The sequence below is a fragment of the Dictyobacter halimunensis genome (genome assembly GCF_036245075.1).
Genome location: NZ_BSRI01000001.1, coordinates 1,539,362 through 1,555,625, shown reverse-complemented (window position 1 = coordinate 1,555,625; position 16,264 = coordinate 1,539,362). Strand labels below are relative to the sequence as shown.

The window sequence follows — 16,264 nt, the reverse complement described above, 5'->3', positions numbered from 1 at the left end:
AATCCTCCCTTAAAAATAGAGCGAAGATACCCTATAAAATACCGCTACTAGTATAAATAACTACCCAATGTTATCTTTTCTGTAGAAACAGCTGGCGTAGTTTGTCGAGCTGCGCGAGAATCTCGTTGGTATGGGCGAGCAACGCCTGCGCATCTGGCGCCTGTGCCATGGCGAAGCGACACTGCTCGCGAATTTCCTGGCGCAGGGCCGCTTCATCAACGTTCAGCAGTTTTCCCTGCTCGACCACGATCTCACCGTTGACGATCACGCCATCGATCGCCGTCCCATGTTCGCAGTAGATCAAATGCAGGTAAGGATCGCGCAACGGCACAAACGCGTCGGCATCCAGGTCCAGCAAGATCAGATCCGCCAGCTGCCGCTCCTCAATGCGTCCCAGCTCTTCCGGCAGCCCCAGCGCGGTCGCGCCGCCCTCCGTCGCCGCCTGCAGGATCGTTGCGGGCTGGGGCCAGCGGCGATAATCTACCTGGGGCAGATTATGCATCAGGCCCGTGAGCTTGAGCACATCAAACATATTCTGGCGATCATTGCTGGCCGAGCCATCGCTCCCCAGCGCGATGTGCACCCCCTGGTCCAGCGCGTCCGACAGAGGGAAGCGGCCACTGCCCAGGCGCAGGTTGCTGATCGGATTGTGCACCACCGTCGTGCCGGTGCGCGACAGGATATTCAGATCGCCGGGGTCGAGCCAGATCGTATGTGCCAGCGACGTGCCGGGTCGCAAAAGCCCCATCTGCTCCAGGTAGCGAATGCCTCCCTGCCCCAGGGTCTCGTGGATCACCGCCGCCTGCAGCTCGGTCTCAACCGCGTGCAGATGCATGCCGGTCTGGTAGCGTTCCGTGAGCTCCAGGCACGCCTCCAATAATTTTGGGCTACACCAGTGGATGCCGCTGGGGCCTGTGAAGCAGCGCAGGCGCCCATTGGCGCTATTGTCCCAGGTCGCGATAAATTGCTCCAGCACCTCCAGTTGCACCTCGATCGGCTCCCAATCGGCGAAGCGATCGGTAAAGGGATGACCCGGGAAATGCAGGCCGTATCTGGCGCCCGCTTCCAGTACCAGATCGCGATCCTCAATTGAGGGGGCGACGGCAGCCCGGATGCCCGCATCATGATATGCATGCATTGTAGCATCCAGGTACTCACCGGCGACACCAGCGCTGGTCCAGAGATGGTCCAGAACGGCGGTGGTGCCCGTCTTGAGCATTTCGAGCGCGCCGAGCAAGGTGCTGAGATAGACCAGGTGCGGCGACCATGCAATCGAGTTGCCAAATAACGGGACCAACCACAGCTCCAGTGGCAGCGATGGAGAGGTTGCTTTCAACAAATTCTCCAGCGAATGCGTATGCGCGTTAATCAGACCCGGCAGGACCAAGCGATCCTTCCCGATAATGACTTTGTCGAGGCGTAGTGGATTCAACGAGAGCGTGCCGCTTGGACCAACCGCGGCGATATAGCGACCGATGATCAGGATATCCTGATCATGCAGCAGCTTGCCTGGTTCGTTCGGGGCCAGGATTGTACAGCCCCGAATTAAGAGATGGCGCAGATGTGTCTGTTGATAAGAGCGTTCAACCTCATCTTTACGCAATTGTTCCCTGGTCAGTGTCTGCATACAAAAAAACTCCTCTGCATTCTCTGCTTGTCCACCCATAGATGTCCGCGAAAAGCGCATGGCATGGAGGGCGCGGATAAGCAGGAGGTAGAGCCTATCAGGCCGAGCGCAGTTGATCGGCGCGATCGTAACAATCGAGCGCCTCCTGATGGCGTCCCAGGGCATCGAGAACCGTGCCCCGGTTGAGCCAGGCTTGTGGATCATTCGGGTTGATATGCATGGCCTGCTCATAGGCCATCAGCGCCTCTCTGTAGCGTTCGAGCGCGAAGTAGGTATCACCGAGCGCGAGCCAGATCGATGCTTTGCCCGCGTTGACCTCGATGGCCCGGTGGTAGGCTTTGAGCGCCTCATCGTACTCGCGCATCGTGAACAGCTTATCGCCGCGCCTCTCCCAATCGGCCGGTGTCAATGGCATAGCGGGCGTAATCGGCGTCGCTGGCAAGGCCGGTGTCAGTGGCCCTGATGGAAAGGCCGGCAGCGGCGTCAAGGGCGCGCTATTACGCCTCCCCTGGTTGAAGCCCGATGATGATATCCCTGACGGTGTGAGTGAACGCCGTGTGCCGGCGATCTGTGGTTGCTTAAACTGCTGGTTGACCGGCATCTGAACTGGCCGTGATGTCAGGGTCACCATATCCTGTATGAGCAGTTGCAGAGAAGGGTAGCGCCGCTCAGGTTTAGGATGCAGGGCCCGGCTCAGGATGGGCAACAAGGGCTCGTACTCCTGTGCTGGCAGCGTTTGCGGCAACAACTGCTGACAGAGGGCCGCGAACATATATTGATCGCTGGCCGCGTTGACCGCGTTCCAATACGCCTGCGCATTGCCCTGCTGGCTGGCCTGGGCCGCCATATACAACTCCGGGGCCAGGTATGGCGCGGGCGGAGGCTGCAGGCGAGCCAGGCCAAAGTCAGCCACCCAGGCGCGCTCATAGCTGGAAAACAGGATATTGCCCGGGACCAGCGCGCCATGGGTCAGCCCACGTGCATGGGCCGCCGCCAGGGCGGAGCCGATCTGCTGCAAGACGTGCATCACCAGCGCGCGTGGTGATCTCCCCTGTTGATAGATCGTCTGCTGGTTCTCGCTATTTTGCAGATAGGCCACAAAATGCCTGAGCGCGCCGGGGATATACTGGCAGAGCGTCAGCAGGTACTGATTGGTCGAGCCAGAAGATGATCGCTCAAAGTGAGCGCCGCTTCCACCATCGAGCTGTTCCGAGGACCAGGTACTGCAGCTGAACACCGAGAGAATAGAGTTGTGGCGCAACGCCGTCGTTACGCGCACTTCACGTCGGGCAGCCTCCCAGAGATCAGGATTGGCCATAGAGGCCGGAAACAGCTTGATCGCCACCGGCTGGCCTGATCGCTGATGTATCGCCTGATACGCATGGCCACTCCTCCCAGTCCCCAGAAGTTTACGAACCTCGTAGATCCCCAGCGTAGTATGGGTCGCCAGGGCGCCGCATACGTTACAGATACCCTCCCCCGGCCGCATCGCGTGCGAAGGATGTCCCAGACAAAACGGAGCCCCCGATCCCGCCTGCGGCTCGTATTGTATATTATGATCCATCTCGTTCGGCCTCTCTTCTGAGTTCAGGAAACGTTCGTGCCACATATGAACAGGGTCAAGGGAGAAGGTGGGCACAGCGGTGATGGAACGCTGCCGCTATGCATGAACCTTCTCCTTTCGCAACGTCAATCTACTCGTCTAGTGGTAACTGTTCCAGGTGATGAGACTGATAAAAGTGCTGGCTGAGCTCGCTATGCCCATTGTGCCGCAAAGCCTGTGAAGGACTCTGGCGTGGAGGGAGCAGAGAGCGTATTTCATGAGCCGCATCGGTGTTGGGACGCTGGTTGCGAGGCTGCGCCTTCTGCTGAGGATCATTCTCGTTGCTCTGTGCCGAAGCCTCGTTGCGTACCATGCTTTGCGACACCTGTCCCACCAGGTTGTGTTGCTGTTCCGCCAGCAGATCCACCTCACGGATGACGCGATCGAGCACCATGCGTTCAAAGCTGGCGTTTACCTCGGTCTTAAAGAGCGGGGATTGCTTGATCTCGGTCAGTGCCTCATAGATGCGACGCGTAAGGTTGTTGATCGAATCCAGGGCAGCTCCAATCCGTCTCCACTGACCCTCCTGCCGACGTTGAATGTGGGCCAGCCCCAGGTAGACCGAACGCAGCTCGGGCGCGCCCTGCGGCATCTGCTGATTGGGTCCCCATGGTGGCAGACCCTGCCCGAGGCGGTCCACCCCTTCCTGCAAAACCCGGCACTCCTGGGCCATCTGATCATATCTCGCGCCGCGCTGCGACAGGGCACTGATGCGGTCCAGCATCAGATTCAAGCTGATCGCGATCGGCAGCAGGGGGCCACTGACCGTTGGGGCGCGCGCCACAATGTCACCACGGGCGACCCGGGCATGGACATCGCGCAGAGCGGCGATTCCCTGCTCCATTAGCAGCTTCTCCTGGGCGTCGCGTGTTGCCTCATCGGCCTCGCGTCGCGTCACCTGCAGCTCACGCCTGGAGATCACCAGTTCGCCACGCATCTGCATCGTCAGGCGGTTATTCTCCAGCAATGTCATGGCCTGACGCGCGATCACGATCAGGATCAGCAGCAGCGCCACGATATCGGCCTGGATGAGGGTGATGCCACCACGGGGCGCAATATTCGTCAAGAGAATGGCGCAGGTTGCCAGGACCAGGATAAAGGGAGCGATCGTCTGTGCCGTCAAACTGATCTGGGTCAGGCGGTTGGGGGACAGACTTGAACTGCCCGGCAGACGCAGATTCTTCAGGCGCTGATCCTGCTCCTGTTCTCGGGCCACGCTGCGTGGATACTCGATCGCCGCCAATCCGATCAGAGAAAGGCTCAGTGGCCACAGCACATCCTGCAGGGTGCCCGTATTGAAATTATTAGACAGGCTATAGAACGCCAGCAAGCTATCGGTGATAGCCAGGAAGAAGAGTCCCAGGCACAGGAGAATAAAGACCGGTTGTTGCGCCCGACTGGCCAGTGGGCTGAACATCAGAAAGGCGCCGATCGCCACCAGGAACAGATCGCCAGTTGGGAAGTAGATCGAAAGGAATGCGGCGCCCGGGCTGGGAGCCTGTGTCAGGCCAGCAATGAGTGGGCTTAACAGGAAGAACCAGGATAGGGCCAGCGCTGTTCCAATCACCGCCAGGGCATCCAGGAGCAGGCGTACCCGGCCAACCGACGCCTTATTGCGTCGTGTCAGAAACAGCGTGCCCAGCAGAAAGAAAGGATAGGATCCCACAAATCCGATATCATAGATGCCCGGAAATGGCACATCGGCACTATTCATGCGGATATCATAGCTGGTCCAGACAGCCTGGCCGCTGGCATAAAGGGCAATGCCACAGGCCAGCAGTGACCAGGCCATGAACGCCCGCCGGGCCGCCTGCGCCTCATTATGGATAGTGGCCAGTTCATTGGGGGAGTACCGACCGGTCTTACTCTCAAGCAACTGGCGACGCAATTGATTGGACACTTTATGCAGACGTAAAGCAATACGAGTACAGAAGACAAGACCGATGCCCTCACCAACAAATTGGAAGATATCCGAAGCGCTCTTGAGAAAGAAGCTTTTCCCGGGAACCTGGCCGAACAGGACCATCGAGACCAGGAAGAGCGAGAAGGCCGCCGAAAAGACCAGCACAATCCAGGGTCCGGTATGCTCCGCCCAGAAGTCGCGTGCCAGCGCCTCACCGTGGAAGAAGGAAGTCTCCCTCCCATTGGCCTTGCGCTGGCCCCTCCCCTGCATCTGCTCCTGATGAAAGCCCGCTTCCATGCCTTGCATCATAGGATTAGGGGTTTGTGGACCCACGGACCCACCCAGGTAGCCCGAAAATTGAGATGCCTCATTGTATGCCATAAAAGATCCTCTCAGACTACGTACGTCTACACAATCTACAAGCTTACTTTGTCTGGACCCAGGCCCGCGTACCGTCCCGCGCGGCTGAGCATCAGACCCAGGAAGGTCAGCCAGAAAACGACCAGCACACCAATATCTGGTGAACCCTGCCCGAAGAAACCAGTGAGCAGGCCCATACCCATAGAGCCCAGCGCCGTCAGGAACATACCCATCAGGCAAGAAAGCGTGGTAAACACGCCACAAATAAGACAGATCCCCAGGCATATTTCCGCCAGCAGTGTGATGGCGATGAACGCCTGCGTCTGCAGCTGTGCCACCCCGAGCCACCAGGAGAACCAGGTGGACACCAGAGGTATATGCCCCCCGGCGGCATGGGACAGCAGCGAGAGATATCCATCGGTGAAGGAACCACGCCACTTCAACCAGGCATCCCCCAGGCAAAGGCTACCGCAGAGGACGCGCAGCAGGGCAACGATGCGCCAGCGCCATAGCTCTAGTGCCTGTCCCTTATGCGCGACAGCCGTTACGCGGGGAGCTGGTGTATAGGCTTTGGTGCCCAGACCAGTAACAACGTGCGATCGCATCGCGTCTGGCTGCCTGCTCCGCTCTAACTGTAAAACCGACCTATTCTTGACCACATCGACTCCCTTTGCATGCCGCTCTCTCATGCATCAGAGGCGCAATCCAAATAAACGATACAGCTACAGGTACAAAATCTATGATGAGTATAGAGTGTCGAGCTTTGGACCATCTCCCACGATTCTTCCCCGATTTTTTCCTCTTAATACGGCTTTAATACGAGCTTCCCGGCCATAATCATGCTCTGCGCAAAACAGGCACAGCCATTGTCATCAATAATAGGAAGAGCTATCGGCATTGTTACCCATAGGAATAAGAAAAAAAAGATTTGCGGGTGGGTGTGGCACTATTTCTATGCACACGCAAGCGGAAAATGGAGGAAACAAACGAGGATGTCTTTGCAAATTGACTGCAATGTCTTGTACAAAACGCTGCAATGGAGGTACAAAATCTATATCGTCTTATACCAGTCTTACCAATCTCACTTCAACGAAGGGAACACAGAGGATGTCTTTTCTGGGATTTCAAGCTCAAAAGTGCATGCGTACCGGCGCGCCATGATACGTCTTAAACCGTCTTGTTCGGAAAAATTGGCTGTCAAATTGGCTGTCAGGATGCCAAGCATCTGCCTGATCTCATAAAGCCGCTTCAGCAGCCCCTTGGGACTACATCGATTGGGCCATGTTTCCTCCTTTTTGCGCTAACTGATACTGCTGGTCTAAATCTTTCATCGCATCTCGCTGCATCGTCGGCGTCACGTGCGAATAAATGTTCAGCGTAATACTGATATTCGCGTGGCCCAGCAGCTCTTGAATGACTTTGATATTGACCCCCATGGACAATAAAATCGTTGCCGCTGAATGGCGCAAATCGTGGAAGCGCATGTCCGCGAGATTCGCCTGCCGGAGCGCGTGTTTAAATTGATCCGTCAGCGTCGTTGGAGCGACATGTTTTCCAACAGCGTTGCAGAAGATCAGATTATTGTTTTTCCACGTTTTCCCCGCCTTCAGGCGTTCTTGTAGTTGCACTGAACGATGATTCTTTAACGCTTCCAGAATGAACGCGGGCAGAATGATCGTACGCTTACTGGTGGCTGTTTTAGGATCGGTTTCAATGTGCGTATGTTGCGCTCCTTCATAGGGTGGAACATATGAAACGGTGCGCTTCACATAGAGCATGCCTTGCTCGAAATCAACGTCATCCCAATGCAAACCGAGCAACTCTCCTCTCCTCAATCCCAAAGTGACCGCCAGTAAGATGATATTCTCGATCCGGTGACCTCTGGCCGCTTGTACGAGTTGCATCGCCTGTTCATGACCGTTACGGCAGGATACTGGCACCTTCAAGCGTGGGGGGAATGCTGCTTCTCCTTTCAATTAACGAGGTCGTCGCCTTTTGAACGATCGTTACTTTCTTGTAACTGGCACTTGCATGGACCTTTGTACCATCGAGGGTACGTAGATCAAAGTAGCCAGAACTTCTGCGACCAAACACAAAGCAGATCTGCCCTTGATACCGCACGCAGTCGAACAAGCGAAAACCATGCACCTCCTTGGGAGCGGTGTTTCTTTGCCTCTGCCCACCTTTCCTGATGGTGGCTTTATGCAGTTGACGATTGTTCCTTCTTACCTGCTTGATCAGATACCAATCTCCATCCGAGACAGCCAACGGATGCCCACTGATACAGCGTGCATCCACCATGTGCGACTTCTCCAACCCCTGCTCAATGCGCGTGTGTTTGGTCAGGTATCCATACGTCAGATGCACCTGCGGAAAACGCTGCTTGGCTTCCTGATAGATGCGCCAACGGATGATACCCATCTGCGTGGCATCACGAAAACGCTGACTTTTTCGCTGGATCCCCTGCTCTTGATGGGTCCGGTGGATGAGATCATGACAACTCTCGCACAAGGTAATCAAATTATCTGGGCTATTTCCACCCGTCTTGCGAGATTCAATATGATGCACATTCAGCACGTGATCTTTGGACTTCCTCTGGCACCATTGGCAGATATGCCCATCACGAAACAACACATATTCACGCACATTCCAGAATCCTAACAGAGGTCCTTTCTGGTAATCGTTGCCTTCAATTTCAGGATTGCGTATCTTTTGAATATCGAACTGAGCCACCTCGATGGTGGTTCTGCTGATTGGGAGAAGGGTCTGCACCAACGCGATGACCTTCAGATGAGCAGCCACCTTATGCTCAACGGAAGGAGCAAGCCATTGCGGTGGTTTCTTTCGATTGAGAAATCGCGCTTGGCGATAGCGCGTTTTTCGACTGCGTCGTCCACGACGAAACTGTCTGCGGGTTGCTATCAGTTCTTGAATATCGGAACGGAGTTGTACTTGCGCCTCGAAGAGCACGGTCTGGTCGGTCGTGGCTGAGACGCCAATATGCCGTGTTCCGGCATCGATGCCTAGAGCAACATCTTGTCTATATCCGCTACTGCCATACAGCAGTTGCAGCGTGAAGGGAACCCTCCTGGCCACTTTTGCCTTGCCTTCTTTTAAGAGGAGGCGGGCTTTGCGTGGCTGGCAGGGCATGAGCGGTTTCCCATAACAATTTACAATGAAAACGAGCATAGCGTTTTCCATCCTTTCGGATGTTGAGTGCTCTTCGTCAATGTTCACGAGGCTTGTCGTGTTTGCAACACCGCTCCTCCCCATCAGAGCTTTTAATCACAAACGCTAGAGCTACAAACTAGAGCAGGCATTTGTAGGTAGCATGACCTCGCGAACGGAGCACGTTCTCACGTGCCAAGACTAGTCAATGAAGGCTTTTGCAAGCCTCCTCCTTCAGGAGGGGGTCATTGACGGGTAATGTACTTCATCTCAGTTCTCTTGGTCCGTGGTGCCGTCAGGTGCTTGCAGGGATTGAGCGCTATACGATGCCACTTGACCGCGTCACGGAGGGCCGCACTCAAGATGGTATGGATAAGATGGATCGTATTCGGTGAAGTCCCATTGCTGCGTAGCAGCGTATACAGCTTTTGTATGTGTGTGCCAGTTAACTGCTGCAAAGAAATGTTTCCAAGCACCGGGATGACATTGCGATGCATGTAGCTGCTGTACGAAACATAGGTTGTTGTTTTGATCGCGAGGGAATCGCGGCGCATCTTCAACCAGTAATCGAGATAGTCCCCGAGCTTTTGATTGCGCTCGGTAATCAGCGTGCCCTGCTCACTTTCACGAATAAGCTGTTTCAATTTCTCCTTTGCTTCTTTTCGCGTTTTGGCGTAACGCTCGATACGCTTTCCGGTGGATGATCGCAGGATGGCGACGAAGCGCCCATCTCGGCGCTCGTAGATGGTACCGTCCCCATAATCATTTTTCTGCCTCGCTTTGCTTGTCGGAAGCTCAGAATTGGTTGTTCTTTTTACTATTGCATGCACTTCTTTCTTCTGAGAGGCAAGACTGGATACCCCTACTTTACCGCATTTGCCGACGATTTTGAAGCCATTGCCAGACTTCATTGCGATCAAATCGATACGCATGGCCAAATTTATGGACTGGCAGTCCCTCTTGATTGATCAGCTCTGAAATTTTTGTTTTGCCAAGCTTGAGAAAGTGGAGTAACTCGGTTGTATCCATCAATGCCTCTGGCGGAGGCGGTAACGGTTCAAGAGGTGTTGTTTTCTCCAAATGTGACTGTGTATCTCTTGCGTGTGATCTCGTACGTGGCATGGTGGAGCCCCTTTCGTTAGCATTGCCTTTCAAGGTGAATGATCGCTGGATTAGGAAGATGTATATCTTCTTTTGGAAGAGAGAAGATCTCTCTTTATGCCAAAAAGGCATCGCAGTATTTTCCTTTCATTGCTGGTATAAACTGTCTTCGTCAGAATTTGATAGGAGGAGTGATGTACTCGCTCTACATATTGTCTAGTCTATGTTTTCTGAGGCTGGAATGGTTGAAGAGCATCGGGGTAATTGGGGTGAAAGCGGAGGAGTAGCTGAAGCCATAGCTATACCGTAGCAGACATACGCATTGGGTCTATGATGCTGTTGTAGAAAAGATACAGGTATTGCAAGAAATGATGCGGAGTCGTGTGGGAGGGAAAAGAGCCAGAACAACTTAAAGATCACCCAGTTGATAGGCGATGCCTACGAAGTTGTGCCAACCTTTGAAGATGAGAGCTTTGGCTGTATCCAGGATCCCCCGACCTTTCGCCTGGCTGGCGACCTCTATGCAAGCGTCTTTTACCGCGAACTCTACCACATCCTCAAACGCGGCGGACGGCTCTTCCACTCCATCGTATAATTCGCGTGATGCGGGTACCCCTCGGTTCACCCATGGGGAGGAGCATCACGCACTCCTTCCGTCGTGATACTCATAATCATCTACCCGATGCAGACGGCGCATGTATTTCGGATGAATATCGATCTTGCCCAGGTGGAATGAGGGACGATAGCGTATCGCGATGCGTCCCTGAAAGGTTCCTTTCGGCGTGACCGCCTTGACCATATCACCGGTCCGGTACCCCAGATAGGTCCCTTTCCGGCCTTTGTGCTGCTTGGGAAACCCATATTTATCGGTGACGCACATTTGTCGTCGCCCATGTCCCGTTGCCCGAATGCGCAATGGGTGGATCTGGTCCATCTTCAACACCTGCGGGGTACTCCTTCCAACGCAAGCCGCGTCACCCCAATGAGACTTGGCCATCTTGCGTTGAAATCGATTGAACTTGGTCAGCCCACCTGAACCGGACACTCCTGGCAGTGGACCCGCAGGAAGGGTGCTCTCCCAGAACAGCTTGAGGTTGCCATGTACCTTGAGACCTGTCTCCTCTTCCAACTCTCTGCGGGCCGCTTCTTCCGGGGTTTCGCCCGGCTCAATGCCGCCTCCCGGCAAGCCCCATTTGTACGGCCACGCATATGCAGCGCCATCGCGGTGCTGCATCAATAGCTGGCCCTGCTGATCTATTACAAGCACCACGGCAATATGGTGATCTCGAATCTTTTGCTCCATTTTGTATGTTCTTTCTGTCTCTCTTTTCGATGGGGGTGCTTCCTCACTTGACCGAGTAGGATAAGCCCATCCGAAACATGGCTTGCTCTCGCCTCCAGCAGATCAGCTTATGATACCTACGATCATCAACCAAGCGGCACCTGTGGCCCCACCAGCATATCATCAAGCGCAAGCTCGGTTGGGTCCAGCTTTGCATAAATAGAAAAAGGTTCTACTCTCTTCTGAGACGAGACGTGGTCATTAATCATTGGACGGCACTGTTGGCCCTATCTTGAGGCCAACAAGAGCAATGAGCGCTCCGAGGATTGCCCCTCCTGCGGCAACCAGGAGACCTGTGTGGTAACTATTGGATTGGGCTGTGATCTCCGGGATAGACGTGTGTGCTATCCCATGTTCAAAGGCAAGGGAGGCTGCTATCACGACTGTCGTAATGGCGAGACCCAGTCCTCCACCAGCCTGCAAAAACGTCCCCTGGAGGCCAGCGGCCAGGCCCTGCTCCTTTGGTGCGATCCCGCTGATAGCAGAAACGGAGAGCGTCGGGCCAGCCAAGCCAGCGCCAGCCAGAGCCAGCACAACCGAAGGCAAGATCGCTCCTGTATAGTTGCCTGCTTCACCCGTTCTCCAAAAGAGCATAATGCCACACGAGAGGCACAGCAGGCCCAGAACGCCGGTGAATCTGATCCCCAACCGATGTATGGACCAGGGCGCGACAAACAAGCCGATCAAGGCGGAAGCGATGCTTGCTGGCACCAACGTCAGGCTTGTGTTCACCGGAGAGAAGTGGTGCACCTCTTGCAAAGAAAGGGTGTAGATGAAGAGGAAGCCGAACACTGAACCCTGCAAGGCGAGTGAGGCAACACTTGCCACGAAAAGGGTTCGTGAGCGCAAGATACTGAGCGGCATCAGTGGAGCCTTTGACCATCGTTCGATCAGCAGGAAACACAAAAGGATCAAAATCGTTAGTGCAACGAGCCCACCCGTCTTCACCATGTTCGCCCCTTCTTCCTGCGCCTGAGTGAGCGCGTAGACGAGCAGGAGTAGCCCGGCAGTCACAGTGACAGCACCTGCAAGATCATATCTTCGCTCTCGGGTAGGCGGTCGATCCTCTAGCACAACAAGACGAGAAAACAAGAGGATGAGCAGCATGAAGGGGATATTCAGGAAGAAGATCCAGTGCCAACTGAGAGAAGTGGTTACCACTCCACCGAGGATGACCCCACCAGTGAAACCCGCAGCCCCCATTGCACTAAAGACGCCCAGAGCTTTGTTGCGCTTCGGTCCTTCGGCAAAGGTTGTCGTGAGAATGGAGACTGCCGCAGGAAAGGTCAAGGCCGCGCCTATCCCCTGCCCTCCGCGGGCCAGAATTAAAAGCCAGCCGCTGGGCGCCAGTCCCGCCATCAAGGAGGCCACGCCAAAGAGCGTGGCCCCTAGCAAAAAGATGAGACGGCGACCAAGCAGATCAGCAGCGCCCCCCCCCAGCAACTGAAAGCCAGCGTAGGTAAGAACATAGATGCCTGGAACCCATTGTAATTCCGTCGTCGTCAATTGGAGATCCTGTTGGATGTTGGGCAAGGCAATGGTGACGATGGACACGTCAAGGGCATCCAGAAAGATGGCCAGGCTGACGACGGCAAGTGTCAGGGAGTGAGACGTGCTCCCTTGCTCTCGTTGTTCACAGTTCTGTTGCTCTGTGACTGGAGATGTTTTCATTATGTTCTCTCTTGCAATATATCTATCAAGAACGTTTCCATTACAGGAGCAAGGATCGACGCATTGATGTCGTGTGTTTGCCCCGGCAAGCTGCGGTGTTGCGCGTGAGGGAGAGCATCTGTAATAGCCTGAGCTGCGTCGCTGAGCATGGTTGGGCTGGCTTCACCACTGACCAGGAGCGTCGGAATGGAAATGGAATCGAGGCGTTGGGCTAAAAGATCCATTTTCCCTATGATCGTCGCGTCGTAGACGAGCGATTGCGTTATGGCTTCAAGTGCTGGCCTGAAGGGGGCGTCTCGCAACTGAGCAACGATTTCAGCCGGAATACCTACCAATGCTGTCTGGTAGAGTTCAACCGCTGCCCCACGGTTTCCTGTTGAGAGAAGGTCAATAAGTTGTGGCACGACTTCACGTGCGCGCCCGGCCAGCCCCTGCTTTACCAAAAATGGTGGCTCGTAGAGAACCAGTTTCGTGATGGGCAGACCGCTCTCTGCTGCCATCAGTGCCAGGAGAGCGCCAGAGGAATAGCCAAACACTGAGGCCGATCCCCCAGCCTCGTGGATGAGGGCTGCAATATCTTCAATCTCCCGCTCGATGGCATAGGTCGAGGCATCTCCACTTGCGCCGCGCGCCCGGCGGTCATAGTTGAAAACGGTGAAGTGTTCCGAGAGACGCTCAGCCAGTGGGACTCCACTGGCGTGATCGTTGAATGCGCCTAGCACCAGAATGATGGCTAGCCCTTTCCCTACCTGATCAAATGCGATAGCTGTTCCGTCTTGTGAAAAAAGCTTTTTCATATAACTCCTTTATAAACGGTTGATTGGACATTGCTATCGTACTGCAATCAAAGAACCTTGTCTTGTACTGAGACGACTGATGCTCACGGCTTTCCCACGCGGGCAATTTGAGCCGGAGTCTGTCCAGTGAAGCGCTTGAGCATGCGGGTCAGATGGGGCTGATCGAAATAGCCGGCCTCCTCCACCGTATCGAGAACAGAGACACCTTGTTGGAGCAAGCGTACCGCATGGTGTGCACGTTCAATGGATTGCAGATCGCGCAGTGATAAGCCAGTAGCCCGCAAGAAGCGGCGCTGGAGAGAACGTTGGGATAGCGCTTGCGGCTGGCGCTGGAGTGCTGCGTCTACCAGTGGCTCATGTACAAGCAGACCCGCGCGTACCAGTTTGTTGACGAAAGTCTCGACGTCTCTATAGTCAGGACATGGCCAGGAGGAATCGCCCAACCAGAAGGAGGTGGTAGATGTTCGCGGAAGAAATTTCCCCGTGTCCAACAGGGGACCCACTGGCATGTGTGGGAGAAAGGTACCGAGCGTAAACGTGATGAAAAGAATCTCAGCGCCCACGCGGTACGGCATGGCCGCACCTCTCGTTGTGGGACCCCAGACCGAGGCGCTTGTCTCGCCACGATATCTCACCAGAAGCAAATTCCAATGACCGTCTGCGGAACAAAGAGACGCAGATTCTCTCTCAACGTAGAGATGCCCAATCTGTTCCACGAAAGGGGAATCAGAAGATCGTGCCTTACGTTCTAGCGCTTCGCCTGTACTCTCTGGTGGGTCACTATTAGTCATACCATGCACTCCTGTTGTGCTTACCTATCTCCTGCACATTCGCTGGTTATTTATACTCTTCTTTTTCTGGCTTGCCAGGTCGGTTATAGAAGGAGCCGAGGATTCCAAATGGCTCTCTCAGAGAGCAACCCCATTTCACAATCGTCCCTTTTTGACATGTAACGTTCAGTTTCTCTCGTGTTGTCAATGCCCATGGCATCCGCGAGCATGGTGCAGAGACTTGGCTACTCTCAAAAAACATGTCAAAATCAATGTTTCATTTTTTAGAAGGTGAAATGAATCCAAATGTCGGGGGAGTTTGGTCCAATTTACGAAGAAGTGCCACTTGTAGTACGCGTGGCTACACCTACCTGCCCCTGCCCTGCCTCTGTGTTGCCTCTCGTTTTTCTTATACTTGTTCGTGTTGATTGCCCTTTTTGATGCACGCATTGGCAGATATCAGGAGGAATAAAAAATAGGAATGGCACTGCGTCAGCTTATTATTGTACGGCCTGCACTTCAGGGAACATCAGCTTCAAAAAGCATCCAGGTGTGGGTAGATGATCAAGCAGCCATTGGTCCGTGGGTTTCGACCCTGGCTGCTCGACTGGGGTATCCCCTGGTTGATTCCTATGGTTCCCCTCTCACCTATCGTCTGCGTTTGGCATCTGGTGGGCGGACATTGCCTACCAGGGGTCGATTCGCAGATATCACTATCCCCTCTGGAAGTTCTTTTATTCTTGAACCAGTGAAACCGGAGAAACGACAACTGGAGGTGAAAAGGAGCGGGGGGAGGCGTCCCACTCCAGTGCCGATTGCTGCAGTGCGCATTTCCAGACGATCGCTCATCAGCGTGCTCGCCTCCTTCAGTTTTTGGGGCTCGGGTCTGGTATGACGACTTCCTTTGCCCAACATCTCTTGAGCCGCCGCCCTCCTCTGAAAACACCAGCAAAGGTATCTGTGCAAACACCAGCAAAGGTATCTGCTCCCATCACCCTGCGTACGGTGTTTGACCAGCATCACCAAACGGTGAGAACGCTGACCTGGTCACCTGATGGGCGTCTGCTGGCATCAGGAGGCAATGATAGCAAGCTGTTTGTGTGGAATGTGGATGGGGTAGTGCTCTACCAGCATCAGTTTTCTGCGCATGTGCGTTCTCTTGCCTGGTCGCCTGATGGCGCGCAACTGTTGGCCGCAGTGGCCAATGTCGTGTTCTTTTTCGATGCGCACACAGGGAAGCTCCTTGCTGAAGATGGTGTTCACCACACGGCATCTATTACCTCCCTTGGATGGACCCAGGAAACGGTACCGCGAGCCATCTCTGCTGGTACAGATAAAGTGACCATTGTCTGGGATGGGCAATCGCACCAACCATTGTCGATCTTTCGTGGACATACTTCCTCTATTGAAACGTTGGCGACCCTTTCAACCACGGTGGCGACCGCCTCTAATGGTGGCGTGACGCGGGTGTGGAGTGCGCTGAGCGGACAGGAGATTCATGGCTATTATTTCCAGAACGCGCGTCCATTACGCGCGGCAGCCTTCTCGTCACAAGGGATACTTGCTGTGAGCGGAGATGATGGTGTGATTTCTCTCTGGGGGGATGGACGAACCTGCCAGCGCCAGGTGCCCGATGCCTTTGGCGTCCAGTGCCTTGATAGTGCAATGCATCTGCGGAAACATACACACCCTGTGCGAGCCCTGGCATTTTCGCCAGATGGAAGATGGCTGGCATCGGGTGGGGACGATAAGCAGCTCATTATCTGGTCTATGCAGACGATGAAGCCGCTACTGGTTCAACAGCAACAGGAGCCACTTACTGCCTTCGCCTGGTCATCTTCAGGGAATCTTCTTGGTGGTGCATTTGGGCAGCACGTGATGCTCTGGCACATTCAGATCTGAGAGAAAGGGTATGATGTTGA

13 protein-coding genes and 2 pseudogenes are annotated in these 16,264 nt (G+C 54.6%); 2 read left to right on the top strand and 13 right to left on the bottom strand.

Translation table 11 applies throughout. The features are described from left to right. Positions 1 to 70: 70 nt before the first annotated feature. The 8 genes from AABA21_RS06200 to AABA21_RS06165 all read right to left on the bottom strand — a co-directional run bounded on the left by AABA21_RS06200 (position 71) and on the right by AABA21_RS06165 (position 9,894). Positions 71 to 1,627, bottom strand: a complete 1,557-nt coding sequence (locus tag AABA21_RS06200) for an amidohydrolase family protein (protein ID WP_338248113.1) — start codon at positions 1,625 to 1,627, stop codon at positions 71 to 73. 97 nt (positions 1,628 to 1,724) lie between these two features. Then, positions 1,725 to 3,191, bottom strand: a complete 1,467-nt coding sequence (locus AABA21_RS06195; RefSeq protein WP_338248112.1) for a tetratricopeptide repeat protein — start codon at positions 3,189 to 3,191, stop codon at positions 1,725 to 1,727. Positions 3,192 to 3,321: 130 nt separating this feature from the next. Further along, the gene (locus AABA21_RS06190; RefSeq protein WP_338248111.1) at positions 3,322 to 5,514 is read right to left on the bottom strand and encodes a hypothetical protein; all 2,193 of its coding nucleotides are present in this window, start codon (positions 5,512 to 5,514) and stop codon (positions 3,322 to 3,324) included. A 35-nt stretch (positions 5,515 to 5,549) separates the two neighbouring features. Beyond that, the gene (locus AABA21_RS06185) at positions 5,550 to 6,152 is read right to left on the bottom strand and encodes a hypothetical protein (RefSeq protein WP_338248110.1); all 603 of its coding nucleotides are present in this window, start codon (positions 6,150 to 6,152) and stop codon (positions 5,550 to 5,552) included. A gap of 606 nt (positions 6,153 to 6,758) precedes the next feature. After that, positions 6,759 to 7,397: a site-specific integrase gene (locus tag AABA21_RS06180; RefSeq protein WP_338248109.1), complete on the bottom strand. Its 639-nt coding sequence runs from the start codon at positions 7,395 to 7,397 to the stop codon at positions 6,759 to 6,761. A 16-nt stretch (positions 7,398 to 7,413) separates the two neighbouring features. Beyond that, positions 7,414 to 8,682 carry an RNA-guided endonuclease IscB gene (iscB, locus tag AABA21_RS06175; protein WP_338248108.1) on the bottom strand — a complete coding sequence of 423 codons (1,269 nt, stop codon included), beginning with the start codon at positions 8,680 to 8,682 and terminating at the stop codon, positions 7,414 to 7,416. A gap of 224 nt (positions 8,683 to 8,906) precedes the next feature. After that, complete coding sequence (locus AABA21_RS06170) at positions 8,907 to 9,491, bottom strand: tyrosine-type recombinase/integrase (protein ID WP_338248107.1); 585 nt, start codon at positions 9,489 to 9,491, stop codon at positions 8,907 to 8,909. Between the two features lie 37 nt (positions 9,492 to 9,528). Beyond that, positions 9,529 to 9,894 (bottom strand): helix-turn-helix domain-containing protein, encoded by a 366-nt coding sequence (locus AABA21_RS06165; protein WP_338248106.1) that lies wholly within the window; start codon positions 9,892 to 9,894, stop codon positions 9,529 to 9,531. 292 nt (positions 9,895 to 10,186) lie between these two features. Here AABA21_RS06165 and AABA21_RS06160 point away from each other — a divergent pair, with 292 nt between their 5' ends. Further along, positions 10,187 to 10,357 (top strand): hypothetical protein, encoded by a 171-nt coding sequence (locus tag AABA21_RS06160; RefSeq protein WP_338248105.1) that lies wholly within the window; start codon positions 10,187 to 10,189, stop codon positions 10,355 to 10,357. Positions 10,358 to 10,383: 26 nt separating this feature from the next. Here AABA21_RS06160 and AABA21_RS06155 read toward each other — a convergent pair. From AABA21_RS06155 to AABA21_RS06135, 5 genes and pseudogenes are all read right to left on the bottom strand, one after another. Further along, positions 10,384 to 10,831, bottom strand: a pseudogene (locus AABA21_RS06155) (RNA-guided endonuclease IscB); the annotation flags it as partial. 66 nt (positions 10,832 to 10,897) lie between these two features. Further along, a pseudogene (locus AABA21_RS39300) lies at positions 10,898 to 10,996 on the bottom strand (NUDIX domain-containing protein); the annotation flags it as partial. Positions 10,997 to 11,305: 309 nt separating this feature from the next. Next, positions 11,306 to 12,775 carry an MFS transporter gene (locus tag AABA21_RS06145; protein WP_338248104.1) on the bottom strand — a complete coding sequence of 490 codons (1,470 nt, stop codon included), beginning with the start codon at positions 12,773 to 12,775 and terminating at the stop codon, positions 11,306 to 11,308. Further along, entirely contained in the window at positions 12,775 to 13,572 is a 798-nt protein-coding gene (locus tag AABA21_RS06140) for an alpha/beta fold hydrolase (RefSeq protein ID WP_338248103.1), read from the bottom strand. The genes AABA21_RS06145 and AABA21_RS06140 overlap by 1 nt, the downstream gene beginning before the upstream one ends. Positions 13,573 to 13,655: 83 nt before the next feature. Further along, positions 13,656 to 14,363: a helix-turn-helix domain-containing protein gene (locus AABA21_RS06135; protein WP_338248102.1), complete on the bottom strand. Its 708-nt coding sequence runs from the start codon at positions 14,361 to 14,363 to the stop codon at positions 13,656 to 13,658. A gap of 939 nt (positions 14,364 to 15,302) precedes the next feature. Between AABA21_RS06135 and AABA21_RS06130 the strand changes: the two genes are divergently transcribed. Next, a complete protein-coding gene (locus AABA21_RS06130) occupies positions 15,303 to 16,244 on the top strand; it encodes a WD40 repeat domain-containing protein (RefSeq protein WP_338248101.1) in 942 nt (313 codons plus the stop codon). The last annotated feature ends 20 nt before the right edge of the window (positions 16,245 to 16,264 follow it).